The sequence below is a fragment of the Janthinobacterium sp. NKUCC06_STL genome, from assembly GCF_019345455.1.
Lineage (GTDB): Bacteria > Pseudomonadota > Gammaproteobacteria > Burkholderiales > Burkholderiaceae_D > Janthinobacterium > Janthinobacterium rivuli.
This window is the reverse complement of sequence record NZ_JAHKQY010000013.1, coordinates 51,891-76,706: the sequence shown is the minus strand read 5'-3', so window position 1 is coordinate 76,706 and position 24,816 is coordinate 51,891. Positions and strand designations below refer to the sequence as shown.

Annotated in this window: 18 protein-coding genes and 2 tRNA genes; 9 read left to right on the top strand and 11 right to left on the bottom strand. The window is 66.4% G+C overall.

Annotated features, from left to right (window positions below; genetic code table 11):
* Positions 1 to 88: 88 nt before the first annotated feature.
* Both KO539_RS27330 and KO539_RS27325 read right to left on the bottom strand, forming a co-directional pair.
* Positions 89 to 1,099 carry a FecR domain-containing protein gene (locus tag KO539_RS27330; protein WP_219313260.1) on the bottom strand — a complete coding sequence of 337 codons (1,011 nt, stop codon included), beginning with the start codon at positions 1,097 to 1,099 and terminating at the stop codon, positions 89 to 91.
* A gap of 1 nt (position 1,100) precedes the next feature.
* Positions 1,101 to 1,619 (bottom strand): sigma-70 family RNA polymerase sigma factor, encoded by a 519-nt coding sequence (locus KO539_RS27325; RefSeq protein ID WP_099402728.1) that lies wholly within the window; start codon positions 1,617 to 1,619, stop codon positions 1,101 to 1,103.
* Positions 1,620 to 1,894: 275 nt separating this feature from the next.
* Here KO539_RS27325 and KO539_RS27320 point away from each other — a divergent pair, with 275 nt between their 5' ends.
* Complete coding sequence (locus tag KO539_RS27320; protein ID WP_219313259.1) at positions 1,895 to 2,503, top strand: hypothetical protein; 609 nt, start codon at positions 1,895 to 1,897, stop codon at positions 2,501 to 2,503.
* A 77-nt stretch (positions 2,504 to 2,580) separates the two neighbouring features.
* Here the strand turns inward: KO539_RS27320 and KO539_RS27315 are convergent.
* The 5 genes from KO539_RS27315 to KO539_RS27295 all read right to left on the bottom strand — a co-directional run bounded on the left by KO539_RS27315 (position 2,581) and on the right by KO539_RS27295 (position 5,264).
* Positions 2,581 to 2,657, bottom strand: a tRNA-Met gene (locus KO539_RS27315).
* Positions 2,658 to 2,800: 143 nt separating this feature from the next.
* Positions 2,801 to 2,877: transfer RNA gene (locus tag KO539_RS27310), tRNA-Met, on the bottom strand.
* 56 nt (positions 2,878 to 2,933) lie between these two features.
* Entirely contained in the window at positions 2,934 to 4,112 is a 1,179-nt protein-coding gene (locus tag KO539_RS27305) for a class I SAM-dependent methyltransferase (protein WP_035817322.1), read from the bottom strand.
* 59 nt (positions 4,113 to 4,171) lie between these two features.
* Positions 4,172 to 4,993 carry a hypothetical protein gene (locus KO539_RS27300; protein WP_219313257.1) on the bottom strand — a complete coding sequence of 274 codons (822 nt, stop codon included), beginning with the start codon at positions 4,991 to 4,993 and terminating at the stop codon, positions 4,172 to 4,174.
* Between the two features lie 61 nt (positions 4,994 to 5,054).
* Complete coding sequence (locus KO539_RS27295) at positions 5,055 to 5,264, bottom strand: hypothetical protein (RefSeq protein WP_219313255.1); 210 nt, start codon at positions 5,262 to 5,264, stop codon at positions 5,055 to 5,057.
* 178 nt (positions 5,265 to 5,442) lie between these two features.
* Between KO539_RS27295 and KO539_RS27290 the strand changes: the two genes are divergently transcribed.
* Entirely contained in the window at positions 5,443 to 5,610 is a 168-nt protein-coding gene (locus KO539_RS27290) for a hypothetical protein (protein WP_219313253.1), read from the top strand.
* Between the two features lie 22 nt (positions 5,611 to 5,632).
* On the opposite strand, the gene KO539_RS27285 is transcribed toward KO539_RS27290, so the two are convergent.
* The 3 genes from KO539_RS27285 to KO539_RS27275 all read right to left on the bottom strand — a co-directional run bounded on the left by KO539_RS27285 (position 5,633) and on the right by KO539_RS27275 (position 13,731).
* Positions 5,633 to 9,400 (bottom strand): AAA family ATPase, encoded by a 3,768-nt coding sequence (locus KO539_RS27285; protein WP_219313251.1) that lies wholly within the window; start codon positions 9,398 to 9,400, stop codon positions 5,633 to 5,635.
* Positions 9,401 to 9,416: 16 nt separating this feature from the next.
* Positions 9,417 to 10,643 carry an exonuclease SbcCD subunit D C-terminal domain-containing protein gene (locus KO539_RS27280; protein ID WP_219313249.1) on the bottom strand — a complete coding sequence of 409 codons (1,227 nt, stop codon included), beginning with the start codon at positions 10,641 to 10,643 and terminating at the stop codon, positions 9,417 to 9,419.
* A 67-nt stretch (positions 10,644 to 10,710) separates the two neighbouring features.
* Positions 10,711 to 13,731, bottom strand: a complete 3,021-nt coding sequence (locus KO539_RS27275) for a PAS domain-containing protein (protein ID WP_374106497.1) — start codon at positions 13,729 to 13,731, stop codon at positions 10,711 to 10,713.
* Positions 13,732 to 14,013: 282 nt separating this feature from the next.
* On the opposite strand from KO539_RS27275, the gene KO539_RS27270 reads away from it, so the two are divergent.
* Both KO539_RS27270 and KO539_RS27265 read left to right on the top strand, forming a co-directional pair.
* A complete protein-coding gene (locus tag KO539_RS27270; protein ID WP_257626507.1) occupies positions 14,014 to 14,385 on the top strand; it encodes a YajD family HNH nuclease in 372 nt (123 codons plus the stop codon).
* Positions 14,386 to 14,406: 21 nt separating this feature from the next.
* A complete protein-coding gene (locus KO539_RS27265; protein WP_219313247.1) occupies positions 14,407 to 15,075 on the top strand; it encodes a response regulator in 669 nt (222 codons plus the stop codon).
* Positions 15,076 to 15,138: 63 nt separating this feature from the next.
* Here KO539_RS27265 and KO539_RS27260 read toward each other — a convergent pair whose 3' ends face one another.
* Positions 15,139 to 17,292 carry a TonB-dependent receptor domain-containing protein gene (locus tag KO539_RS27260; RefSeq protein ID WP_219313245.1) on the bottom strand — a complete coding sequence of 718 codons (2,154 nt, stop codon included), beginning with the start codon at positions 17,290 to 17,292 and terminating at the stop codon, positions 15,139 to 15,141.
* Positions 17,293 to 17,462: 170 nt separating this feature from the next.
* Here KO539_RS27260 and KO539_RS27255 point away from each other — a divergent pair, with 170 nt between their 5' ends.
* From KO539_RS27255 to KO539_RS27235, 5 genes are all read left to right on the top strand, one after another.
* Positions 17,463 to 18,815, top strand: a complete 1,353-nt coding sequence (locus tag KO539_RS27255) for an ATP-binding protein (RefSeq protein ID WP_374106496.1) — start codon at positions 17,463 to 17,465, stop codon at positions 18,813 to 18,815.
* 73 nt (positions 18,816 to 18,888) lie between these two features.
* Complete coding sequence (locus tag KO539_RS27250; protein WP_219313241.1) at positions 18,889 to 20,172, top strand: winged helix-turn-helix domain-containing protein; 1,284 nt, start codon at positions 18,889 to 18,891, stop codon at positions 20,170 to 20,172.
* Positions 20,169 to 21,161 carry a DUF2804 domain-containing protein gene (locus KO539_RS27245; RefSeq protein WP_219313239.1) on the top strand — a complete coding sequence of 331 codons (993 nt, stop codon included), beginning with the start codon at positions 20,169 to 20,171 and terminating at the stop codon, positions 21,159 to 21,161. Before KO539_RS27250 ends, KO539_RS27245 begins: the two co-directional genes overlap by 4 nt.
* A 113-nt stretch (positions 21,162 to 21,274) precedes the next feature.
* Positions 21,275 to 23,941 carry a bifunctional acetate--CoA ligase family protein/GNAT family N-acetyltransferase gene (locus tag KO539_RS27240; RefSeq protein ID WP_219313237.1) on the top strand — a complete coding sequence of 889 codons (2,667 nt, stop codon included), beginning with the start codon at positions 21,275 to 21,277 and terminating at the stop codon, positions 23,939 to 23,941.
* A 116-nt stretch (positions 23,942 to 24,057) separates the two neighbouring features.
* The gene (locus KO539_RS27235) at positions 24,058 to 24,738 is read left to right on the top strand and encodes a hypothetical protein (protein ID WP_219313236.1); all 681 of its coding nucleotides are present in this window, start codon (positions 24,058 to 24,060) and stop codon (positions 24,736 to 24,738) included.
* The last annotated feature ends 78 nt before the right edge of the window (positions 24,739 to 24,816 follow it).

The window sequence follows — 24,816 nt, the reverse complement described above, 5'->3', positions numbered from 1 at the left end:
GTGTAGTCGTCAAAAAGAACGTTGCCTACACAGGTCACGCGAGAAACGAAAGCGGGTACTTTTTTTGCGCCGGCGTCAAAATATATTTTCAGCGCGGCTGGCGCGCCTCGACCTGCACCCAGTAGCGCGTGCGCAGGCGCACGTCCACCGGCAGGGAATCGGGCAGCGACAGCAGCACGGCGTCCAGGTCGGCCAGGGGGAAGACGCCGGAGATGCGCAGGCCGGCGACGGCGTCGTCGCAGCCCAGCAAGCCGTGGCGGTAGCGGCTCAGTTCATGCAGGAAGTCGCGCAGCGGCATGGCGTCGGCCAGCAGCAAACCCTGGCGCCAGGCCCAGATGTCGGGCGAGACGGCGTGCGCGGGCAGGGCATCGTGCGCCGTCATGCCGCCGCCCTGGCCCGCGCGGAGCACGGGGCTGGCGTTGCCATGGCGCGGCATCAGCCGGACGGCGCCTTCCTCGACGGCGACCAGCGTGCTGCCTTCGGTCTGGCGCACCGAGTAGCGCGTGCCCAGCGCCTGCGCCTGGCCTTGCGCCGTTTCGACGAGGAAGGGGCGGTAAGGGCGGCCCGTTTCGCGAGCCGTGGCGATGAACACTTCGCCCTGCACCAGTTGCAGCAGGCGCTGCGTGCCCGTGTAGCGGATGTTGACGGCGCTGCCGCTGTTCAGGTGCAGACGGCTGCCGTCGGGCAGGGGCAGCTCGCGGCGTTCGCCCACGCCCGTGGACAGGTCGGCCAGCGCGGCGCGGGCAAGGACGGGCGCATAGCCCGAGCGCGCGCCGAACCAGCCCGTGAGGCCGATGGCCGAGACCCACGCTAGCAACTGCAGGCTGCGGCGGCGCGAGATGGTCGAGGCAGGGCGGGAGCGCTGTGTCAACGCCGTGCGGCTGGCCTGCGCATCGAGTTCGCGCAAGCCGCCGCTGGCGCTTTCGATGTGTTTCCACGCCCGCTCATGGTCGGGGTGCGCCTGGCGCCACTCGTGCCAGGCCGCTTTTTCCGCCGGCGTCGTTGCGCCGCTCATCAGGGTGGCCAGCCATTCGGCCGCCTGCATGGCGATGGCCAGGTCGATGGGCTGGCCCTGGGCATAGACGGTGGCGCCGCGCATGTCAGGATGCGGCAAAATCGGGCACGGCAAAAAAGCACAGCAGGTTGGCCTTGCTCAGGTATTTTTTGACGGAATGCGTGGTGGTGCCCAGTTCGGCCGCGATCTCGGCGTAGGTCATGCCGTCCAGGTGGGCCAGCAGGAAAGCGGCCCTGGCCTTGGCGGACAACTGCTCCAGCGCGCGGTCGACCAGCTGCAGCGATTCGAGCAGCAGGGACATCGCTTCCGGCGACGGCGTGCACGCTTGCGGCTGATGCAGCAGGGCGTCGAGGTAGGCCCGTTCGAGCGCTTCGCGCCGGCAGTGGTTGGCCAGCAGGCGCTTGGCGATGGTGGCCAGGAAGGGGCGCGGCTGCGCGATCCCGGCGCTGCTGCGCGCGACGAAAATCTTGATGAAGGTATCTTGCGCCAGGTCGCCGGCCAGCCCCGCATCGTGCAGGCGGCGCTTCAGCCAGTGCAGCAGCCAGGAATGGTGCTCGGCATACAGGGCCTGGAAATCGGACGACGGGGAAGGGGCGGACAGCATGGCGGGTGGAATGCGGCTTAATCTAAATGAGAATTGTTCTCATAATAGCGCAGCGGCGCGCGCCAGGCAATCAGGAAAACGCGGCGTTGCTGAAATGCGACTGCATGCCCGGCTCGTGTGCGGTGCCGGATTTGCGCCTGCGCACGGCAGATGTAAAAGTTTCCTTGGCGCAAGCTTTCATGTGAGAAAATGCGGCTTGTCGATGTGGTGCGGAGCGAAAAATGATGTGGATGGTTGGCGGTGCCCTGGTTCTCCTGGTCGCCAGATTCTTATGGTTGGCCTTTTTTCACCGGGTCAACGCGATGTCGCGCCAGGCGGAACTGATGAACTGGCTCGACATCGGCCGGGTGTCGAATCCCGATGGCGGCAAGGATATCCTGTTGGCGAGAAATGAGCGCGGCGCCCGGATCGACTGGCGCACGGGCGAAGTCTGGCTGATGAATCCCAAGGTGGCCGAGCCGTTTGCCGATTTCCTCGCCGTCGAGCGCTGGCTGACTATGCGCGACATGCCGGCGGCGGACAAGCCGGCCGCAGCCGCGCCTGCGCCAGTGGAACCCGAAGCGGCGCCTGAACCCGGCCCCGTGCGCGACACCTTGCCGGCCTTCCAGCAAAAGGTCGACGCTTGCCTTGCCAAGGCCGAGGGCGGCCAGGAGTTGCTGGAAACCAAACAGGCGTTCGAGGCGGGCAGCGAGCCCTATCTTGAAGCGTCGACGGAATTGAGCAAGACGGCGCTGGAGCTGGAAGTGTCGCCGGCGATGGTGGCCACGTTTCATATCAGCGCCTTTGCCGCGCTGGCTGAAACGGCGGGCGCCGACAAGCTGGAACGTGTGGCGGCCAGCCTGCATGCGGCGGCCAGGCAGATCAGGGCCAGCGTTACCGCATAAAAGTACTGACAGTATTGGCCCGGCCTGAAATGAAAAAGCCGCTGAATCCCTTGCAGGAGTCAGCGGCTTTTATGTATTGGTTGCGGGGACAGGATTTGAACCTGTGACCTTCGGGTTATGAGCCCGACGAGCTGCCAGACTGCTCCACCCCGCAGGCGAATTATATACCAGTTTGTTGCATTGCGAAAGAGCGCAATGCAAGCGGGGGCATTTGGTGTGCAGGAGGGGCATGGGCATGCTGCGCCGCAATGGAAAAAGCCGCCGATCCCCTTGCAGGAATCAGCGGCTTTTATATGTTGGTTGCGGGGACAGGATTTGAACCTGTGACCTTCGGGTTATGAGCCCGACGAGCTGCCAGACTGCTCCACCCCGCAGGCGAATTATAGCGGGGTTTGCTGCAATGCGCAATGGCCGGGTTTCAGATCCTCGATTACGCCGCCGCCAGGCGCCACAGCGACGTGATTTCCTGCGAGCGGGCCGCATGCAGGCTGTCGGTGGCGTCCTGCGCGCGCGGGTGCGTGGGTTTCACGTCCAGGCGGTCGATGACTTTCAAGCCCGCTTGCGTGATCCATTCCAGTAATTGTGCGCGCGGGCGCAGTCCCAGGTGCTCGGCCAGGTCCGACAAAATCAGCCAGCCTTCGCCGCCCGGTTCCAGGTGGTCGGCCAGACCGGCGAGGAAGCCGCGCAGCATGCGGCTGTCCGGATCGTAGACGGCGTATTCGATCGGCGAGCTTGGGCGGGCCGGCAGCCATGGCGGATTGCACACGACGAGCGGGGCGCGGCCGGCGGGGAACAGGTCGGCCTGCACCACCTCGACCTTGTCGATCACATCGAGGCGGGCCAGGTTTTCGCGCGCGCAGGACAGCGCGCGCGGGTCCTGGTCGGTGGCGACGATGCGTTGCACGCCGCGCTGCGCCAGCACGGCGGCCAGCACGCCCGTGCCGGTGCCGATGTCGAAGGCCAGCTTGGCGCGCGCGGGCAGCGGCGCTTCCATCACCAGGCCCACGTATTCGCCGCGGATCGGCGCGAACACGCCGTAATGCGGATGGATGCGCTGGCCCAGGGCCGGCAGTTCCACGCCCGTGCGGCGCCATTCGTGCGCGCCGATCAGGCCCAGCAGTTCGCGCAGCGAGGCGACGAACGCTTCTTCGCCGCGGCCATACGCTTCATTGCACGCCAGTTTCACGTCCGGCGCGCGGCGCAGCGGAATCGTGTAGTCGGCATCGAAAGGCAGCAGCAGCATGGCCAAGGTGCGGGCGCGCTGCGACTGGGCCTGACGGTGCAAGTGAAACGCTTCCGTGGCGGATGGTTCCGGCTTCGCCAGTTTGGCGGCCTTGGCCTTTTTGCTCGGCTTGTCGTTCTTGTGGTCGGCGCGCCGCGCCAGCGCCTGCAGCAGCTGGCGCGCGTTCTGGAAGTCGCCGCGCCACAGCATGGCCGTGCCTTCGCAGGCCAGGCGGTAAGCCTGGTCGGCCGTCGTGCGGTCATCGGCGATGACGACGCGCTTGGGCGGCGGCATGCCGCTTTCCGAGCGCCAGCGGGCCGAATGCTCGGCGCCGTTTTCGCTCCAGTGGATCTGCGGATGAACGGTAGGGGAAGAAGTGTCGGACATGGGATTCAATCGATAGAAGGTGGGCGCGCGGCATGGTCGCCTGCGCAGGCCGTCTTCCATTATACGTTGCTGGCCGTGCTGTTTGCCGTGTCCGTGCCATAGGCCAGTGCCAGCGCACGGGCGCGCGCCTGCTCTTCCTTGACTGCGTCGACCGCTGTATCCGGCTGCACCAGCTTGAGCAAACGCAAGCTCAGGCTACCCGCCAGGTCGCCATCCTTGCCGCTGGCGCTGGCGTCATCGGCGCTGCCCTGATAGAGATGGCTTTGCAATTGCTGGCCCAGCAGCTTGAACAGGTCGTGCAGATTGCCGGCGAAATGCGTGGCCGGCAACTCTTTCGCGGGCAGGTTTGTGTCATCGGCGGAGCCTGCTTCCTCGGCGGCATTCTGCGTTTGCTCAAGCATGCCCGCGCTGATGTTCGATTGATATTGCACTTCCACTTCGAAGTCGAAGGTCTGGCCATCGGCCGTCGTGATCTTGCCCTTGCCGATGAAATGGGCGTTTTCATCGAGGCTGAAGGCGGCCGCGCGGCTGCTGCCGCCCGCGCCCGAGACGCTGCCACTGCTGAAGCTGGAGCCGGCTTGCAGGTCGACGGAATCGAAGGCGACAGTGGCGCCGTCGCCAAACAGCTGGCGCGTCATGTTGTTCAGAAAATCCTGCGCCACGTCGACGGTGGCGTTGCCCAGCGCATCGGTGCGTTGCGACAGTCCCTTGGCCGACAGGTCCAGGCCATTTTTCGACAGCGCCACCACGTCTTGCGCCGTGCGCTGCATCAGGGACGAGCCTGCCAACCCCGTGGCGCCGCTGCCCGTGCGGGACGGCTGCTGGCCAGCCAGCGTATTCGAGGCGGGTTGACGGCTGGCAAGGGCGGGAAGCTGGGACATGGCGGTTTCTCAATGAGCGAAGTACCGTTATTAACGGCGTTCTACGCCCATTCTTTAACCATTAGTGGTGGTGCGACCAGCTACCGTCCGCCGACTCCAGGTAAGACTTGACGGCATCGGCCTGGCCCGTGGCGTGGCGCTTGAGTTCGCCGCATGCGCAAATGCCCTGGTACGGCTGGATATGCGAGCAGGCGGAGACTTTTTGCAGGTAGACCTGCATGGCTTTGTGACATTTTACGCACTTGAAGGTGAGGCTGCGGGCGGCTTTCATGGGGTTCCTTGAACTGTTGCGGGGCGTAGAGTTCATCTGCGCGAAGGCGGCGATTTTAACGCACTCCAGCCATCGTTACACGTTGTTGCATCTGCGCCACGCGTACGTCAACTGAATCCGCGTCATGACGTTGAGCGTATATAGGAGGTCGTCTGACCGCCATTGAAGAGGTAGCACCATGGACAAGCATGACAAGGAAAAGCCTGCACAGCCCGCCAAGGAGCTGGTCAGGAAGTGGCTGAAAGCGGAGCTGGAACAGCGCCGGCCGCCGCCCGACCCCGAGCAGATCCGCCGCGAATTGGGCTGGGATCTGCTCAGGCTGTGCCGGGAGCCGGCCAGCCGCTAGTCGCTAGGTAGCCGCTATTAAGTCAGCGCACCGTCACCACGCTCTTGCCGCCAGACCCCGGCTGCACGAGGATGCGCGTGGCGATGCGCTCCGTCATTTCCTGTACGTGCGAGATGACGCCCACCTTGCGGCCCATCGCTTGCAGGCCGTCGAGCGCATCCATGGCCACGCGCAGGGTTTCCGTGTCCAGGCTGCCGAAGCCTTCGTCGATGAACAGCGATTCCACGCGCACGCGGTTCGATGACAGCGAGGCCAGGCCCAGCGCCAGGGCCAGCGAAACGAGGAACGATTCGCCGCCCGACAGTGAATGCACGGAGCGCAGCTCGCCGCCCATGTCCTGGTCGCGCACCATCAGGCCCAGCGACGGATTGTTCGGGTTGTCGATGCGTTCCAGCTGATAGCGGCGCGCCAGGTGGTTCAGGTGCGCGTTGGCATAGCCGAGCAGTACTTCCAGGGTGAATTGCTGCGCATAGTTGCGAAATTTCTTGCCGTCGGCCGAGCCGATCAATTCATTCAGGCTGGCCCAGCGCCGCTCGATGACGGCTTGCGCCTCGATTTGCGCCAGCATCGCTTGCGCGCTGTGGCGCCTGGCGTCATCCTGCGCGATGGCCAGGCGCAGGCGCGTCGCTTCCTGGTTGGCCGCCTGGCGTTCCTGCAGCAGTGCGTCGAGCGCCGCCTGCAGCGCCGCCACGTCCATTTCCAGCGCCTGCGGCGGCTGCTGCACATGCGCGGCCAGTTGCTGCCGGCGTTCGGCCAGCACGGAGACGGCTGCTGTGTGGCGGTCGGCGATCACTTGCAGGGCGTCGCGTTCGGCGCGCATGGCGTCCGGCGCGATGGCCAGGCGCGCGCGCAGCGCGTCGAGCGTGGCGGGCGCGTGGCCAGCGTGACGCTGCTGGAACTGCTGCAGCCAGTCGTGCAGGGCGGCGGTGGCGCCGTGTTCCTGTTCCCGCAAGGCGGCCAGGCGTTGCGCCAGCTGCACGCACGCTTCATCGAGGCGCGTGCGCTGCTGGCTGGCCGACTGCGCCGCCGTTTGCTGCTGCGCCAGATGTTCTTTGGCCTGCGCGATGGCGTCTGTCAGGCTGCGCTCCACTTCGGTCACGGCCTGACCCTGCCATAGCGCGCTGCGCCGCGTTTGCAGGGCCGTGCGCTGTTTATCGGCGGCCGCAAAGGCGGCGTGGGCTTCCTGCGCCGTGTGCTGCGCCTTGCCGGCGGCCAGCAGCGCCGCTTCCAGTTGCGCCGCCAGGGTCGCCAGCGCGTGGCCGCGCTGGTCCTGGTCCGTTTGCTGTTTCAGCCATTGCCGGCTTTCCGATTCCCGCGCCGCGCGGAAGGCGGCCGGACCGGCGCGCCAGTTGTCTTTCCAGCCTTCGGCTCCTTCCACGTCGTCAAACGCGGCATCGAGCTGCGCCAGCAAGGCATCGAGCGCGGCGCGCGCCGTCTCGCCCTTGTCGGCGTTGCCCGCTTGCTGCGCCTGCAGCTGGGCCAGCCGCGCTTGCGCCTCGGCGACGGTGCTGGTGCAGCGCGCGTGCTCGCTGGACGCCAGTTCATGCGCCGCCTGCGCCTGCTCGCGCAGTGTACTGGCCTGGCGCAGCGCCGCTTCCTGCTGCGCCAGCGCCTGCAAGCCTGCCGCATTGGCCACCAGTTGCTGCGCGAACCAGTCCGCGCGCTGGTCTTCCTGCGGCAGCGGCAAGATGTCGGCATGCGGCTGCCACTGTGCATTCAGGCTGTCGATGATGGACGGCAGTGCAGATAGTTCTTCCGCCGTCTGCGCCTGTTCGTGCAGATGGGCGGCCAGTGCCGCCTTGTGCGTGGCCAGCCGTTCCAGATTGCCGCGCGCCTGCGTGCGGCAAGCCAGCACCTCATCCTGCAAGCTGGCCAGCATCGCCTGCAAGGCCTCGTCGGCGTGGCCAGCGTGGATATATGGGTGTTCCAGCGCGCCGCAGACGGGGCAGGGCTGCTCGTCCTGCAAGGTGGCGCGCAGCTGCGCGACGCTGGCCGCGCATGCTGCTTCCGCGCCTTTCAAGGATTTTTCTGCCTGCGCCAGGCGCGCTTCCAGCAGCGCCGTTTGCGCCGCTTCCACCGCCAGTGCCGTGCTTTCCGTTTGCGCGGCCTGCGCCAGTTGGGCTGCCTTCGCTTGCCAGTGCGCCAACGCCTGCTGCTGGCGCGCCAGTTCGCTCCAGGTTTTTTCCGCGGTGCTCAACATGCGCGCGTGTGCCTCCAGCTGGCCGCGCTGTTCCTGCAGCCCCTGGCCATCGATGGCTTGCATGGCCGCCAGCGCCTCGCGCCGCTGCGCATCGTGCGCGGCGAGCGTGGCGGCAGCGGCCGTCAATGCGGCTTGCGCCTCGTGACCCGCGTTGCCTGCCGCGCGCACCAGCTGCGCCGCTTCGGCCACTTTGGCCTCGGCCGCATCGGCTTGCGCGGCAGCTTGCCCGGCCTGGGCGAATAGCTGATCCGACAATTGCCACGACGTGGCCAGCGCCTGCCACTGCTGGTGCGACGCCAGCCACAGGCGGCCCGTTTCCTGCTCCGCCTGCATGGCCTGCTGGCGCTGCTGCAGATCGTGCAAGGTGGCGCGCGCCGCCTCGTTGGCCTGGTCGGCGGCCAGGGCGCCATCTTGCGCCTGGCGATGCGCGGGCAAGTGGGCCGCAATGCCGGCGTCGAGCGCCTTGGCCTGGTCGAGCAGGGGTGCCGCATCGCGCTGCGCCGCTTCCCTGGCCAGCAAGTCCGCCGCCGCCAGCTGCACGGCCTGCGCCAGTTGCGTCTCGCTGGCCTCGGCCTGCGCCGCCTGCGCGCGCGACGCTTCCAAGGCCGCGCCCGTGCTGGCGATGTCGTTCGCCAGGCGCGCCACATCGTCGATCAGGGGCCGCGCCGGCTGCAGCAATTCCCACTGCGCCAGCGCCGCGCGGCGCTCTTCGGCGGCGGCTCGTTCGGCATCCGCGCCATCGAGCACTACCTGCGCCACTGTTATCTGGCTTTGCAGCTTGTGCGTCTCCTGGTGCCAGCGCTGCTGCAGTTCCAGTACGGCCTTGCGCAAGTCGATGGTGTGCAGGGTGGTCTCGGCTGCACCACTTGACGCTTCGGTATCGGCCCGTTCTTCCGGCGACAATGGCCGCTGGTCGGCCAGCTTTTCGCCCAGGCGTTCGAGGACCTGCTTTTCCTTTTTCGCCCGCTCGAAGGCGCGCATGGAAATGTCGGTATAGATGCTGCTGCCGGTCAGGGTTTCCAGCAACTCGCCCCGTTCATTGTCTTCCGTCTTGAGGAAGGTGGAAAACTCGTTTTGCGCCAGCAGTACGGCGCGCGTAAACTGGTCGAACGACAGGCCGATGCGCTTTTCGATTTCTTCCTTGACTTCCGTCTTGGTGCCGCCGATGGGCTGCAGCGCGGGCAGCTGGTGCAAGCTCATGGCGGTGGCCTGCAGCGCGCCTTCCGCCTTGGTGCGCGAGCGGCGCACGCTCCAGCGCGCGCGGTAGCTTGCGCCGTCGTTGCCGACGAAGTCCACTTGCGCGTAACCGTCCGGCGTGCCGCGGCGCAGCAAGGTGCGCGTATCCTGGGCATTGACGGTTTCCTTGCCCACGTCGGGCAGGGCGCTGCCCCGTCCCAGCACTTTCAGCAAACGCGGCGTGGCGTCGTACAGGGCCAGGCACAGGGCGTCGAGCAGGGTGCTCTTGCCCGCGCCCGTGGGGCCGCTGATGGCAAACAGGCCGGATGACGCCAGCGGTTCCTGCTGGAAGTCGACTTCAAATTCGCCGGCCAGCGAGGCCAGGTTCTTGCCGCTGATTTTCAGGATTTTCATGGTTCTTCAGTTGCGCTCACGCGCCGGGCAGCAGCAGTTCGGCTAGGGCGGACAGTTGTTCGGGCGGCGCTTCCTTGCCGTATTTTTGCAGGTACAGGCGGCGGAAGATGTCGTCGGGCTGCAGCTGGGCCAACTGGTCGAGTGTCAGGTTTTCGGGCGCGCTGCTGCGCGCGGCGCTCGACGTTTCGATCTTCGCCAGGCGCACGTGCTTGCCGTCGAGCGCCGTTTCGATGCGTGTGCGCAGGCCCGGTTCCGGCGCATCGAGGCGCACGCGCACTTCCAGGAAAGGCTGCGCTTCGGCTGGCGCGGCGGGCACGTCGAGGGCGGCCAGCTGCGCCAGTACCTCGTTGATGGGCGCCGGCGTGGCGGGCACGCGCAGCAAGGGCACGGCGCGCGGCACTTCGATGACGCGTACCTCGCGTAATTGCTCGCCATCGATGTCGAGGCACAGCACCTGGTGGCGGTAGTTCACCTCCGCGAAGGACAGGGGAATCGGGCTGCCGCAGTAGCGGATGTGCTCCTGGCCGCCCACGGCCTGCGCCTTGTGCAAATGGCCCAGCGCCGCATACGCGATGGCGGCGTCAAAAATCCCCGACGGCAGCATCTCCGTGCCGCCGATGACGATGCGGCGCTCCGAATCGTTCGACATTTCGCCGCCCACCATGTGGCAGTGGCCCATGGCGATGATGGCTTGGCCGGGCTGGCGGCGCGCCAGCGCCAGGTCCGCCAGCTGGCGGTACAGCAGGGCGATGCCGCCCAGGTAGGCGTCCTGCGTATCGCCGGCCGGCAGTTTCGGCACGTCGCCGGGGCGCAAAAAGGGCACGGCCAGGCACCACGCTTGCACTTGCCCGTCGCTGCCGGCGAGCGGCAGCAGCAGGCGTTCCAGGTCGATATTGCCTGCCTCGTCGCGCAGCAGATGGCCAATCACGTGCGTGCCATGCGCGGCCAGCAGGGGGCCGGGCGCTTCCAGCCGCCCCGCCGAATCGTGGTTGCCGGCGACGACGACCAGTTGCAGCGCGGGCAGGCGCGCGCGCGCCTGCTGCAGGAAGACATATAGCTGCTTTTGCGAGGCGGCGGACGGGTTGGCGTTGTCGAACACATCGCCGGCGACGAGCAGCACGTCGACGCGTTCGGCGACGAGTGTGTCGAGCAGCCAGTCGAGGAAGCGCTGGTGTTCGTAGCCTCGCTCATAATTGTGCAGGGTCTGGCCCAGATGCCAGTCGGAAGTGTGCAGCAGGCGCATGGTGTGGCAAGGGTAGGGGAGACAGGCGCCAATATAGCAGGAATGACGGCATGCGCCAGTGGCTATATCAAGCCGTCAACGCGCCGGCGCGATAGGTATTCCTGCCATCCTGCTTGGCCTTGTACAGCAGCACGTCGGCCCGCTGCAGCAGTACGGCGGGCGAAATGTCTTCGTCGCGGTAGAAGGCCAGGCCGATGCTGGCGGAAATGCGCACGGTGATGCCATCGAGTTCGAACGGCTGCTGCATGGCGGCGACGATTTTTTCCGCCAGCACGGCCGCGTCGTCGGGCCGGGTGATCTGCTCCATGATGATGGTGAATTCGTCGCCGCCCAGGCGGGCGATGATGTCGGTGGCGCGCATGGTCTGCGTCAGGCGCTGGGCGAAGGCGCGCAGCAGGGCGTCGCCCGTGCCGTGGCCGTGCGTGTCGTTGACGGGCTTGAAGCGGTCGATATCCATGTACATGACGGCCATCAGGTGCTGCTGCTGGCGGCTCGCATGCATGGCGTCGCTGAGTTTTTGCTGGAAGCCGGCGCGGTTCGACAAGCCCGTCAGCGCGTCGACCTGGGCCAGTTTCAGCAGGCGCTGTTTTTCGCGCTTTTGCACGGTAATATCCTGGCGCATCACGTGAAAACCCACCACCTGCAGTTTGTCTTCGCCGATCTGCGGGATGTAGATCACTTCCATGCAGCGCTCGATGCCTTCCTTGTCGTCTTCTTCCTCGAAGCTCAACGTTTCGCCGGCCAGTACTCTTTCGATATACGGCGCCACCGTGCCGTAGCGCGCTTCGCCCACCGTATCGCGCACGCTCTTGCCCAGCACCAGCCGGCCCGTCAGGCCGAATTCGCGTTCGTAGGCGATGTTCAGGAAGCGGTAGACCTGGTCGGCGTCGATGTACGCGATCATGGCCGGCAAGGTGTCGGCGATGGTGCGCAGGCGCGCTTCGCTTTCCAGTAGCGCCACTTCCGATTCGCGCAAGGTGGTGATGTCGTCCAGGGTTCCCACGTAGCCTTCGATCTGGCCGTCGATGAGGATGGGGGCGATTTTGACGGATACCCACAACAGCCTGCCGTCTCGCTGCAGGCAGCGCAAGGTGGACTGGAACGGCGCATGGCTGCGCGTGAGCTGTTCCAGCGCCACGTGCATCAGCGGATAGTCGTCCGGATGCAGGGCGCTGGTCCAGCCGGCGCCCAGGGCGGCCGCGCGCGGCAGGCCCGTGATCGATTCGAAGGTGCGGTTGACGTAGGTGCAGCGGCGCTGGCGGTCCAGGCGCACGAGCCCCAGCGGCGAGGCGTCGTTGACGGCGGCCAGCTCGGCCTGTTTCTGCCGCAGTTCCAGTTCCTGCTGGCGGCGCTGCGAGATGTCTTCGGCGATGCCGAGGATATGTTCGATCTGCTGGCGCTCGTCGAACACGGGCACGGAGACGGCGTGCAGGTAGCGCAGGCTGCCATCGGGCAGGCGCAGCGGCTTTTCCGTATGGTCGATGACGCCGCGCTCGGCCAGGATGGCCCGGTCGTCTTCGGCATCGTGCAGGCCGAAGTCGGGCGGGAACGCCTGGCAATCCGTCTTGCCGATGACGTCGGCGGCCAGGTGGCCGGTGATGTCCTCGGCTGCCTTGTTCCACACTTCCATCTGGCCGAAGTTTTCCGGGCGCGCGCTTTTCACGTAGACCAGCACGGGCAAATGGTCGATCAGCGACTGCAGGAAGCTGCGGTTATCCTGCAGCGCCAGTTCGTCGTGCTTGCGCGCGCTGATGTCGCGCGATGTGACGGCCACGCCGTCGGCGATCGGCACCACCTGGTGGCGCAGCCAGCGCGTGCCGCCCGAGGCCAGCGGCAGCTCGAATTCATCTTCCAGCGGCCGGCCCGTTTCCATCACCAGCACGAAGCGCTGGAAGAAGCGCTCGCCGCGCAGCAGCGGCATCTGCTGCAGCACCCGCTGGCCCAGCAGTTCGGAGCGCGGCTTGCCCAGCATGTCGGCGGCCCGCTCGTTGATGTCGGCAAAGGTGAAGTCTTCCACCGGCTTGCCCGGCGCGGAGCGCCAGGCTTTCAGCAGCAGCACGGCATCGAGGCTGCCCTGGTGCGCCGCGCGCAGCAAGGCTTGCGTTTCCGTGGCCTGGCGGATGCTGCGGCGCAGGCGCGCGCTCTGGCGCATCAGCAGGGCCGTGAAGCCGGCAATGAGTACGCTGGCGGCGAGCAGCGCGCCCACATACACGAGGCGGCGGTGTTCGAAGCGCGCCAGGGCGACGGTGCGGCTCACACCCACCACGGCCAGCAGCGGGTAGCGCGGCAGCTCGTGGTAGCTGTAGATGCGCGGCGTCGCGTCGACGGGCGGCTCGATCAGCAGTTCCTCGGCGGCGTGCTGCGGCGGTCCCGGCATGCGGAAGTCGATGCGGTCGCTGAGTATCAATTGTTCGCCGATGCGCCCCACCGTCAGGCCGCTGTCGCGCGCCACCAGCATCAGCGCGCCCTGTTCATCGAGATTCAGGCGGTCGTAGTCGTCGACGAAATACGTGGGGTCGACGTGGATGACGATGGCGCCGGCGAAGCGGCCCCGCGCATCGTTCAGGCGGCGCGCCAGGCGGATGGTCCAGCGCTTGCCGTCCGCGTCGAGCATCGGCGTGTCGACCAGGGCCGTGTCGGACGCATTGGCGGCCAGCGCCCTGAAAAAAGGCTGCGTGGCCAGGTTTTCCGGCAGATAGGCGTGGGCGCTGTCGAGCACATTGCCGTGCGCGTCGATGAGGGCGATCGGCAGTTCCAGCTTCGATGGCAGCACGCTGTCGAGCAGGCCCTGGCGGCGCGTGAATTCATTCAGGCGCAGGCCGCCGCCCGTTTCCTCGTATTTGAGCTTGAACAGCTGCGTGGCGTGATCCGTCTGGCGCAGGGTGAAACTGGTATGGTCGGCCAGCGTGCGCGCCAGCGACTGGCTGACGGCGACGGCGTCGCGCACGGCGCTGGCCCGTTCCTGGCCCACCTGATAGTAGACGGCCGCCCACAGCGCCAGCAGCAGGATGAGCGCGAACAGGGGCACCAGACTGATGCGGTACAGGCGGCGGGCAAGGCGTTGCAGGGGTCTCGTTATCGCTATCACGGGCGCTTGCAGGCTAGATTCATGGAAAAAGGGAGGGGCGGCGTGGCGCGCATGATAGCCGAAATCGGCTGCCTTGCGCATAAGCCCGTCGCCGCCACGCCCATCGTCTGTTCGCGGTCTGTCGCTGGGCTTATTTTGCGTTAAATCAAGTAATTGTGGTGCCGCGCACGCTAAAAAAAGCACGCCGGCGGCGACACGGGCTGGCGGCGTGGCAGAAAAAGTACAATTGCGCCCCCATCCTCATTAAAATGGGCGCTTCTACCTCCCATATCGAAAGTTGTCATGCAGAGTAAAAAGCCCGATGCGGCACGGCTGGACAAGATCGTGGCCGAAGCGCGCCGCGCCGCCGACCAGCGCGAGAGCGGCTACCGCGAGCGCTCGCTGAAGATGTATCCGTGGGTCTGCGGCCGCTGCATGCGCGAATTTACGCGCGCCAACGTACAGCAGCTGACCGTGCACCACCGCGACCACAACCACGACAACAATCCGCCGGACGGCAGCAACTGGGAACTGCTGTGCCTGTATTGCCACGACAATGAGCACTCGCGCTACCTGGAAGCGGACCGTGGCGCCGGCCTGCTGTCGGCCGAGTTGGCGCCCGCCACGCACAATCCGTTTGCCGCGCTGGCGGGCCTGATCAAGAAAAAGGACTGAGCGGGCCGCGCCGCTTTCCCCATGCGCATTTTGCTGACCGAAGACGACCCGCAGCTGGGCCGCGCCACGCAAATCGGCCTGGAACAGGGCGGCTATGCCGTCGACTGGGTCACCAGCGCCGAACACGCGCACACGGCCGTGCGCCTGCACGACTATGGCTGCATTCTGCTCGACCTGGGCTTGCCGGGACAGGACGGCATGCAGGCGCTGGGCGTGCTGCGCGATAACGGCTACAGCGGCGCCGTGCTGGTCGTCACGGCGCGCGACACGGTGGGCGAGCGCATCGCCGGACTCGACGCGGGCGCCGACGACTTCATCGTGAAACCGTTCGACCTCGACGAACTGGCCGCGCGCATCCGCAGCGCCTGCCGCCGCGCCGCCGGCCGCCTGCGCGAAAATCTCGTGCACGGCGACCTGGTGCTCGATATCGCCGACCGGCAGGTGACGCAAGGGGGCTTGCCCGTGCTGCTGACGGTGAAGGAATTTCGCATCCTGCAACTGCTGCTGGAACACGGCGGCCGGGTGCTGAGCCGGGAACAGCTGGAGAAAAACCTGTACAGCTGGGGCGGCGAGGTGGAAAGCAATGCCGTGCAAGTGCACATCCACCACCTGCGCAAGAAGCTGGGGCGCAACCTGATACGCACCGTGCATGCGATCGGTTATTGCATCGACAAGCCCAAAGCGGCCTGACAAAGAAAACGGGCCGCCCTGAGGCAGCCCCTTGTGCTCTATGGCTGGACAGCCATCAACGCATCAGAAATCGACGGTGGCCGACAACCACAGGCGGCGTCCGTCCAGGCTGTTGACATAGCGGTTGGCGTAGGTCAAGGTCGGCGCCGATGAGCCACGGTATGGCTGGTAGTCGATGAAGTCCTTGTTGAGCAGGTTGTACACGGCCGCGTTCAATGTCACGCGTTTGTTCAGCTGGTAGCTGGTGCCCAGGTGCAGCATGGTGTAGCCCTTGTAGTCGCCCAGCGCGGCCTTGGCGGCGCGCGTGGAAGCCGAGGTGCCCGGATCGCGGAAGCGCTCGCTGCGGTATTCGGCGCGCAGCCAGCCGTTCCATTCGCGCGAGATATCCCAGCTCAAGCGTGCGTTGACGGCGTGCTTCGGCGTGTCGCTCAGGGGCTTGCCCGCGTTGCTGCCGCTCTTCTGTTCGCTTTCCGTGTACGTGTAGTTGGCGCTGGCCGACAAGGTCTTGCTCAGCGGGAAGCGCGTGTTCAGCTCGACGCCGCGTGTGACGGCCTCATCCACGTTGACGGACTGGCCAAACGCATCGACGTTGGGCCAGTTGCCAAAGCTGACGCAGCCGGGACGGTTGGGCGAAGGGCGGTAGTCGCAGTTGACGAGGCCCGTGCCCGTCGTGATCTTGTCCTTGAACTCATTGTTGAACAGCGAGCCGCTGGCCGTCCAGCCGGCCAGGTTGTCGAAGTAGGCGCCGATCTCCGTTGTCGTGCTCGTTTCCGGCTTCAGGTTCGGGCTGCCGACGAGGGGGATCGTGCCCTGGCCGCCAAAACCGTTGATGCCTGGCGACAGTTGCTCCACGCGCGGCGTCTTGTAGCCCTTGCTGACGCCGCCCTTGACGGTCCAGCGTGGCGTTGCGTTCCACACGGCATAGGCACGGGGGCTGGTCTGGCCGCCGAAGATGCTGTGATCGTCATAACGGGCGCCGAAGGTCAGCGCGACGTTCTCCAGCACTTGCCATTCATCTTCCACGAACAGGGCTTTTTGCGTGAATTCGAATTTTTTCGGCGCCACGCCATCCGTCATTTCCGCCTTCCACCATTGCGCGCCGACGGTCGCCATGTGCTTGCCCAACGGCATGACCAGCTTGGTGTCGAACACCTGGCTTTCCACTTCCAGGGTGCGCGCGCTGCCGGCCACGGCGCCGGGCGTGCCTGGCGGAATCGTGCGGCCCAGGGTTTCCGTCTTGTTCACCATATAGCTGCTATCCAACGTGCCGAAGCCGAAGCGGCCCGTGTGCGACAGGATCCACTGGTCGCGGTTGTATTTCTGCTCGGGACCGTAGCCGCCTTGCAAGCCCAGGGTGCCCAGCTGCTTCTTCGAATTGTCGTAGGTCTGGCGGCCCGCGTCCGCGTCGAGGATGACGGTGTGGTAGCGGTTTGGCGTGAAGGCCAGGCGCGCGCCAAAGTTTTCAATGTCCGCACGCACGGGGTTGGCGCCCATGCTCGGCACATTCGCCCCTCCGGCCGCGTCGTTGTAGCGGATGTTGGCCGCATCGCGGCGCTGCTTGCTGCCGCGCAGGGACAGGCCCAGCAGGTCGGTGGCGATGGGGCCGCTCAGGTAGAAGCGGCCGTTTTTTACGTCGCCGAAATCGGATTCTTCCTGCACGGTGTAGTCAGCAGAGATAGAACCCATCCACTGCTTGCCCACCTTGCGCGTGATGATGTTGATCACGCCGCCCATGGCGTCCGAGCCGTACAGGGTCGACATGGGGCCGCGGATGATCTCGATGCGCTCAATGGCGGCCAGCGGCGGCATGAAGCTCGTCTGCGTGCCGCCGAAACCGTTCGGCGTGACGTTGCCGGCCGCGTTCTGGCGGCGTCCGTCGATCAGCACCAGGGTGTAGTCGCTGGGCATGCCGCGGATGCTGATGTTCATGCCGCCCGTCTTGTCGCCCGCCGCGCCCACGTCGATGCCTTCCACGCTTTCCAGCGCCTGCGTCAGGTTGCCGAAGCGCTCCTTCGACAGTTCCTGGCGCGTCAGCACCGTGATCGATGCCGGCGCCTGCTTGATGTCCTGCTCGAAACCGGAGGCGGAAACCACCACTTCGGGCATGCTGGCCGGCGCGCCCGTCTGGGCGTGCGCCGGCAGGCAGGACAGGGCGGCCAAGGCCAGGGCCAGGGTGGTGGGACGCGGCAGGCGCGCGCGGCGGGGGCTGTTGGACATGCAAACTCCTGATGGTGGATGAGTTATCGGTTGATGTTGCTGCTGCAAGCTAATGGGAATCATTGACACAATAAGAATCATTTACAATTGTGCCCATGGCTACCCAAAAAATATTTCGCTCCGGATCTTGCGCAGAAGTTCTTAAGAGATTCTTAACGGCTGGCGGCGGCGTGAAAACATGGTCGCTGCGGCGCACCCTGCTGGCCGTGCTGCTGGGCCTGACCCTGGCCCTGTGGGTGGGCAGCGCCGCCATCGTCTACGTGGAAGCGCGCCGCGAAAGCCAGGAGTTGTTTGACCAGTCGCTGATCGAGACGGGCCATTTGCTGCTGTCGCTGGTGGAAAAGGATGTGCGCCAACACGGCTTGACGGGGCCGATCGACCTGCCGCTGCGCGGCCAGCCGAATCCCCACCAGTATTTGCTGTTCAAGGTGCGCGACGCGCAGCAGCGCGTGCTGTATCGCAATGATGCGGCGACCGACATCGCCCTGTCGCGCAGCGCGCCGGACGGCCTGTCGTGGACCAGCATAGCCGGCCAGCGCTGGCGATTATTTTCGCTGTGGGACCCGCAGCGCAGCCTGCAACTGCTGGTGGCCGAGCCGACCAGCCACCGCGACGACATCAGCCGCGGCTTCTTTTACCGCATCGCCGTGTTCGGCCTGCTGCTGGTGGCGCTGGCCACGATTGCCATCTGGTGGAGCATCCACCGCGTGTTTCGCGTGCTGCAGGCATCCGCCGATGAAGTGTCGGCGCGCACGCCTGATGAACTGGCCGACGTCAGGCTCGCTGGCGCGCCCGCCGAGCTGCACCCGCTGCTGCTGGAAATAAACCGCCTGTTCGGCAGGGTGCGGCAAAGCCGCGACAACGAGCAGCGCTTCACGGCCGATGCCGCGCACGAGCTGCGCACGCCGCTGGCCGCCATCAAGACCAATCTGCAAGTGCTGCAGCGGGCCCGCAGCACGGACGAGCGCGAGGAATTCATCGCCGCCCTGGGTGCCAGCGTGGAGCGCGCCACGCGCCTGGTCAACCAGTTGCTGGCGCTGGCGCGGCTCGATCCGCAGTCGCATGCCGAGACAGCGCTGGCGCCGGGCGACCTGGCCGAGCTTCTGTCTCGGCAGGCCAGCCAGTGGCAGGCGCTGGCCGCGCCATACGGGCTGTCGCTGGCCGTGAACCTTGCGCCGGCGCCGTGCGCGCTGGATGCCGACAGCCTGCAGATATTGCTGCGCAACCTGGTCGAGAATGCGCTGCGCTATACGCCGGCGCCGGGCTTTGTGGCCGTCAGCTGCGGCGTGGAAGCGGGGCGCAGCTACCTGCGCGTGGCCGATACGGGGCCGGGCGTCGCCGAGGAATTGCATGAGCGCGTGTTCGAACGCTTCGTGCGCCTGGGCGGCGGACAGCTGCCCGGCAGCGGCCTGGGATTGTCCATCGTGCGCCGCATCGCCGAACGGCATGGCGCGGACATCATCCTCGGCACCGGCTTGCAGGGGCGGGGGCTGGCGGTGACGGTCGTGTTTCCGGCAGCCTAGCGTGGCCAGCGGCCGCGCGATCCGATAGCGATAAAACGCACAAGCGACGGGCAGAATGCGGTATCTTTCTGTTATGCACAGCCCCCACCAGCCCATTCCTTCCGAAGTCCCCTCCTTGTCGCTGCCCGCCGCGCGCGCCTTGCACCTGGCCGCGCAGGGCTTGCTGCAGGCGCGCCGCAAGAAGGCCGTCAAGGCCGACGTGCTGGCCGCCATCCGCCAGATGGGCGTGCTGCAGATCGACACCATCCACGTGGTCGCGCGCAGCCCTTACCTGGTGCTGTGGAGCCGGCTGGGCGACTATCCGCAGCCGTGGCTGGAGCAATTGCTGGCCGAGGGCGCGCTGTTCGAATACTGGGCGCATGAAGCGTGCTTCGTGCCCATCGAAGACTATGGCTTGTACCGCCACCGCATGCTCGATCCGGCCGCCATGGGATGGAAGTATTCCGTCAAATGGATGGCCGAGCAGGGGGACGCCGTCGCTTCGGTGCTGGAACATATCCGCGCCAACGGCGCCGCGCGCTCGGCCGACTTCGAGCGCACGGATGGCAAGGCGGGCGGCTGGTGGAGCTGGAAGCCGGAAAAGCGTTCGCTCGAAGTCTTGTTTACTTCGGGCGTGCTGATGATCGCCAAACGCCATCAGTTCCAGCGCTATTACGACCTGGCCGAAAGGGTGCTGCCGGGCTGGCACGACGGCTTGCTGCCGCCGGAAGAACAGGTGCGCCGCCGCCTGCTGCTGGCCAGCGTGAAGGCGCTGGGACTGGCGCGGGCCAGCTGGATCAGCGACTACTTCCGCACGAAGCAGGCGCGCGCCAGCCTGGCGCACGATTTGCAGGCGCTGGTGGACGAGGGCGCGCTGCTGCGCTGCACGGTCGATGGCTGGATGGACACCGTGTACGTGCATGCGGACCATGCGCAATTGCTGCGCGACGCGGCCGCCGGCAAGCTGGCGCCCACCCTGACGACGATTTTATCTCCGTTCGATCCTGTCGTCTGGGACCGGCGCCGCGCGCTGGAATTGTTCGGCTTTGACTACCGGCTCGAATGCTACACGCCCGCTGAAAAACGCCGCTATGGCTACTTCACCTTGCCGATCTTGCGCCGTGGCGCGCTGGTGGGACGCCTGGACGCCAAGGCGCACCGCGCGCAGGGGCGCTTCGAGATCAAGTCGCTGGCGCTGGAAGTGGGCGTGCGTCTCAGTGCCCGCCTGGTGCAGGACGTGGCCGGCGCCGTGCGGCGCCTGGCGCTCTGGCATGTCTGCCCGGAGATTGATATTGCGCAGACACAGCCTGCAGCCTTCGGCGCCCAGCTGGCCGAGGCGCTGCACGACGGCGGCGCTGCCGCAAGGCAGGCCGCATGACGCTGCCAGCTGCTCCTTCCCACCTGCTCGACGCTGATGGACTTCCATGCTTCGGCCGCTACACGGGCCAGCTGGACGCCTTCGACTGGGCCGCGCTGGCGCCGCCCTACGCGCGTGGCGCCCTCTGGCGGCAGTTCCATCACAAGCGCTGGCATTACGTGGCCCTGTCCACGCCCACCCTGTTTTGCGGCGTGGCCATCGTCGACCTGGGCTGGACCAGCACGGCGTTCGCGTATGCCTTCGACCGCCACAAGGGCAAGATCGTGGCGGCCTTTTCGCAGGATGGCGTGCCGGGCCTGTCCGCTACTGTCGCGCCGCACGCGGGCGCCAGCAGCCGTTTCCGCTTTCTTTCGCAAGTGATCTTCATCGAGGCCCTGCCGCAGCAGCGCTACCGTTTGCGGCTCGATTGCGGCCATTTCGGCATCGACGCGGAATGCGGCCCGCCCGTGGCGCCCACCCTGCTGGCCGTGGGGCCCGTGGGCGAGGGTGGCAGCGTGCATGCGACGCAAAAGTCGGGCGGCTTGCCCTTGTGGGGCACCGTGCGCTGCGGCGCCATGGGCTACAGCCTCGATGACGGCGTGGCCAGCTTCGATTATTCGAACGGGCTGCTGGCGCGCGAGACGGAATGGCGCTGGGCCTCGGCGCACAGCCTGGACCTGGGTTTCAATCTGCAGGCCGGCTATTTCGGCGCGCATGAAAACGCGCTGTGGCTCGATGGCCAGCTGTATCCGCTGGGCCGCGCGCATTTTGACTTCAATCCCGACAACCCGCTGGCGCCGTGGCATGTGTGGACGGACGACGATTTGCTCGACCTGCACTTCAAGCCGGAAGGCGCGCGGCGCGAGGATAAAAACCTGTGGATCGCCGCCAGCCGCTACATCCAGCCGATCGGCACGTTCAGCGGGTGGGTGCGCGCCAGCGCGGAGTCGCCCAAGCGCATCGTGGCGCAATTGGCCGGGGTGACGGAAAGCCACCGCTCGCGCTGGTAGTAGGCGCATGGTTTTTTGTGAAACGCATCGCAAGGTCAAATTTTTTTGGCAACGCATCCTTTACACTGGGGCGTTACCAAGCAAGCCACTCCGGCAATCCATGAGGCCAGAACATGAGCATCCGTAATCTCGACAAGCTGTTCAAGCCGGCCTCGGTGGCCCTGATCGGCGCCACGGCGCGCGAGCGCAAGCTGGGCGCCATTGCCCTGTACAACCTGCTGGGCGGCGGCTACCAAGGGGAAATCTGGCCCGTGAATCCCAAGTACGACGAGCTGATGGGCCTGAAATGCTACCGCAAGCTGGCGCACTTGCCCAAGGCGCCGGACCTGGCCATCATCTGCACGCCGCCCGCCACCATCACGGCCCTGATCCGCGAACTGGGCGCGCTGGGCACGCGCGCGGCCATCGTCATGACGTCGGGCCTCGACCCCGTGCGCGAGCAGTCGCTGCGCCTGGCCATGCTGAAGGCGGCCAAGCCGCATTTGCTGCGCATCCTCGGTCCCAACAGCATGGGGTTGCTGGTGCCGAAACTGGGCTTGAACGCCAGCTTCGCCCATGTCGGCGCGACGAGCGGCAAGATCGCCTTCGTCTCGCAATCGGGGGCGCTGGTGTCGGGCGTGCTCGACTGGGCCAACGCGCACGGTGTGGGCTTTTCCAAGTTCATTTCGCTGGGCGCCAGCTACGATATCGATTTCGGCGACTTGCTCGATTACCTGGCCGGCGACATCGACACGGCCGCCATCCTGCTGTACATGGAAGACATCCAGGCGGCGCGCAAATTCATGTCGGCGGCGCGCGCGGCCGCGCGCAGCAAACCCGTCATCGTCCTGAAAGCGGGGCGCGAGGCGGAAGGCGCGGCCATGGCGGCCTGGCATACGGGCGCGCTGGCCGGTTCCGACGCCGTGTACGACGCGGCCATCCGCCGCGCCGGCATGCTGCGCGTGTATTCGGCCGAAGAACTGTTCGACGCCGTGGAAACCCTCACGCACATCCGCTCGCAACGCGGCGAGCGCCTGGCGATTTTGTGCAACGGCGGCGGCCTGGGCGTGATGGCCACCGATGCGCTGGTGAGCAGCGGCGGCAAACTGGCCGAACTGTCGCCCGATACCGTCATCGCGCTGGAAAAGGCGCTGCCACGGGGCTGGTCGCACGACAACCCCGTCGGCTTGCCCGGCGACGCGGCCGTGCAGCGCTATGCCGACGCAATCAAGCCCTTGCTCGACGAGCCGCAGGCGGACGCCTTGCTGCTGCTGCATGCGCCCACGGCCATGGTGTCGTCGATCGACATCGCCGAAGCCGTCACGCCGCTGATCAAGGCGACCTCGCGCACGGTGCTGTCTTGCCTCTTGGGCGGCACCACCGTGGCGCCCGCGCGCCAGGTCTTCAACCGGGCCGGCATTCCCACCTACGACACGCCGGAAAAGGCCGTGCATGGCTTCATGCAGATCGTGCAGTACCGGCGCAACCAGGAAACCCTGATGCAGGTGCCGGCGCAACTGCCCATGTCGGCCACGCCGCGCCGCGCCAGGGTGCGCGAAATCGTCGCCGCCGCGCTGGCGGCCGGCCAGACGGTGCTCGGCGAATGCCGCTCGAAAGAGATTTTGGCCGCTTACGGCATTCCCGTCGCCACCACGCGCATGGCGGCCGATGTGGAAGAAGCGCTGGCCGTGGCGGCGGACATCGGCTATCCCGTCGCGCTGAAAATCCATTCGCCCGACATCGCCCACAAATCCGACGTGGGCGGCGTGGCGCTCGACCTCGACACGCCCGACATCCTGCGCACGGCCGCCGCCGCCATGCTCAAGCGCGTGCGGCGCATGCGTCCCGACGCGCTGATCGACGGTTTTACCGTGCAGCAGATGGCGCGCCGGCCGCAATCGCATGAATTGATCGTCGGCGTCACGACGGACGCCGCCTTCGGCCCCGTCATATTGGTGGGGCAGGGCGGCATCGCCGTGGAAGTGACGGCCGATCACGCCATCGGCCTGCCGCCGCTGAACATGGTGCTGGCGCGCGACATGCTGGCGCGCACGCGCGTGTCGAAACTGCTGGCCGGCTACCGCAACCAGCCGCCGGCCGACATCGACGCCATCTGCTACACCCTGATCCAGGTGGCCGAACTGGTGGCCGACATCGGCGAGCTGGCCGAACTCGACATCAACCCGCTGGTGGCCGACGCCGACGGCGTGATCGCCCTCGACGCGCGCATCCGTTTGCAGCCGGGCCAGCAGCGCGACCGCCTGGCCATCCGCCCGTATCCGCAGGAGCTGGAAGAGCAGGTGACGTGGATGGACCAGCCGATTCTGCTGCGTCCCATCCGCCCGGAAGACGCGCCGCAGCACATGGACCTGTTCCACGCGCTGGACCCGGACGACGTGCGCCTGCGCTTTTTCACGTCCATGCGCGAGCTGCCCGTGTCGCAGCTGGCGCGCCTGACGCAGATCGATTACGACCGCGCCATGGCCTTCATCGCCACGCACACGGGGCCGGACGGCAAGCCGGAAACCCTGGGCGTGGTGCGCGCCGTGGCCGACCCGGATAACATTCACGCCGATTTCGCCATCGCCGTGCGCTCGGCCCTGAAGGGCAAGGGGCTGGGACACATCCTGTTTGAAAAGCTGGTCGACTACTTCCGCAGCCGCGGCACGGAAGCGCTGGTGGGCGAGGCCATGGCGCGCAACAAGGGCATGCAGCGGCTGGTGAAAAGCTTTGGCGGCGAAGTCACGCCGTCGGAAGAGCCTGGCGTCGTGAACCTGCATATCGGCTTGCGCGCGCCGTAAAAGAAAGCGCGGCTGGCCCGCCACGGGTTTGTGCAGGATCAAGCCCACCCCTGTCGGTAGTCTTTACACTTTCACTTCCAGGATCAGACATCCAGCGCGTTTTCGGGAGTGAGTGCATGCTTACGGCAACATATATATTGGTTTCCCTGTCGGTGGAACAGGCCAGCATCCGCATGAGCTTGCTGGCTTTTCAGAAGTACATGCATGTGCAGCTGCGCCATCAGAGCCAGCTCAGCCTGGCGCAACTGCAATATGCGGGCGACTGGCTGAACCGGCTGTACCAGGGAGGCTACTGGCGCAAGGTGGAGATGTATCTGATCCCCGCCATCCGCCAGGCCGCACCGCATGCCGACGGCTTGCTCAATGAGCTCAATGGCTTGAACCATGCGGCGCTGGAAAGCATCAATGTGGTGCAGCAGCGCGCGGGCGCCGCCATCGACCATTCCGAATTGCAGGCCGGGCAGCTGTGCGCCGCCATCGACGCCTTTTGCGCGGCCTTGCTGCAGCGCCTGGAAAAGGAAGAGCGCGAGCTGTTCGCGCTGGCGCGCAAGGTCATCGTCGGCGAAGCGTGGTTTGCCATCGCCTACCAGTTCCTCGCCCACGATGCGCGCGCGCAGGAGGCGCGCCGTGGCAGGGCGCAAGTGCTGCCCTTTGTGTTGCCAGCGCCCTTGCCAGCGCCCTTGCCAGCGCCTTTGTCAACGCCCTTGCAGGCAGCCGGCGGCAGCGCTGAAACGGCAGCGGATGGCGCCGCGTCCGCGCCGCCCGTGCCGCTGCAGCCGCTGCGCGCGCAGGCTTGAATGGGTAGCAAGCGCACACCCCGCCAGGCAGTATCTGCCGGGGGTGTTTTTTGTGATGCTGACTGGCGCGCCGTCATA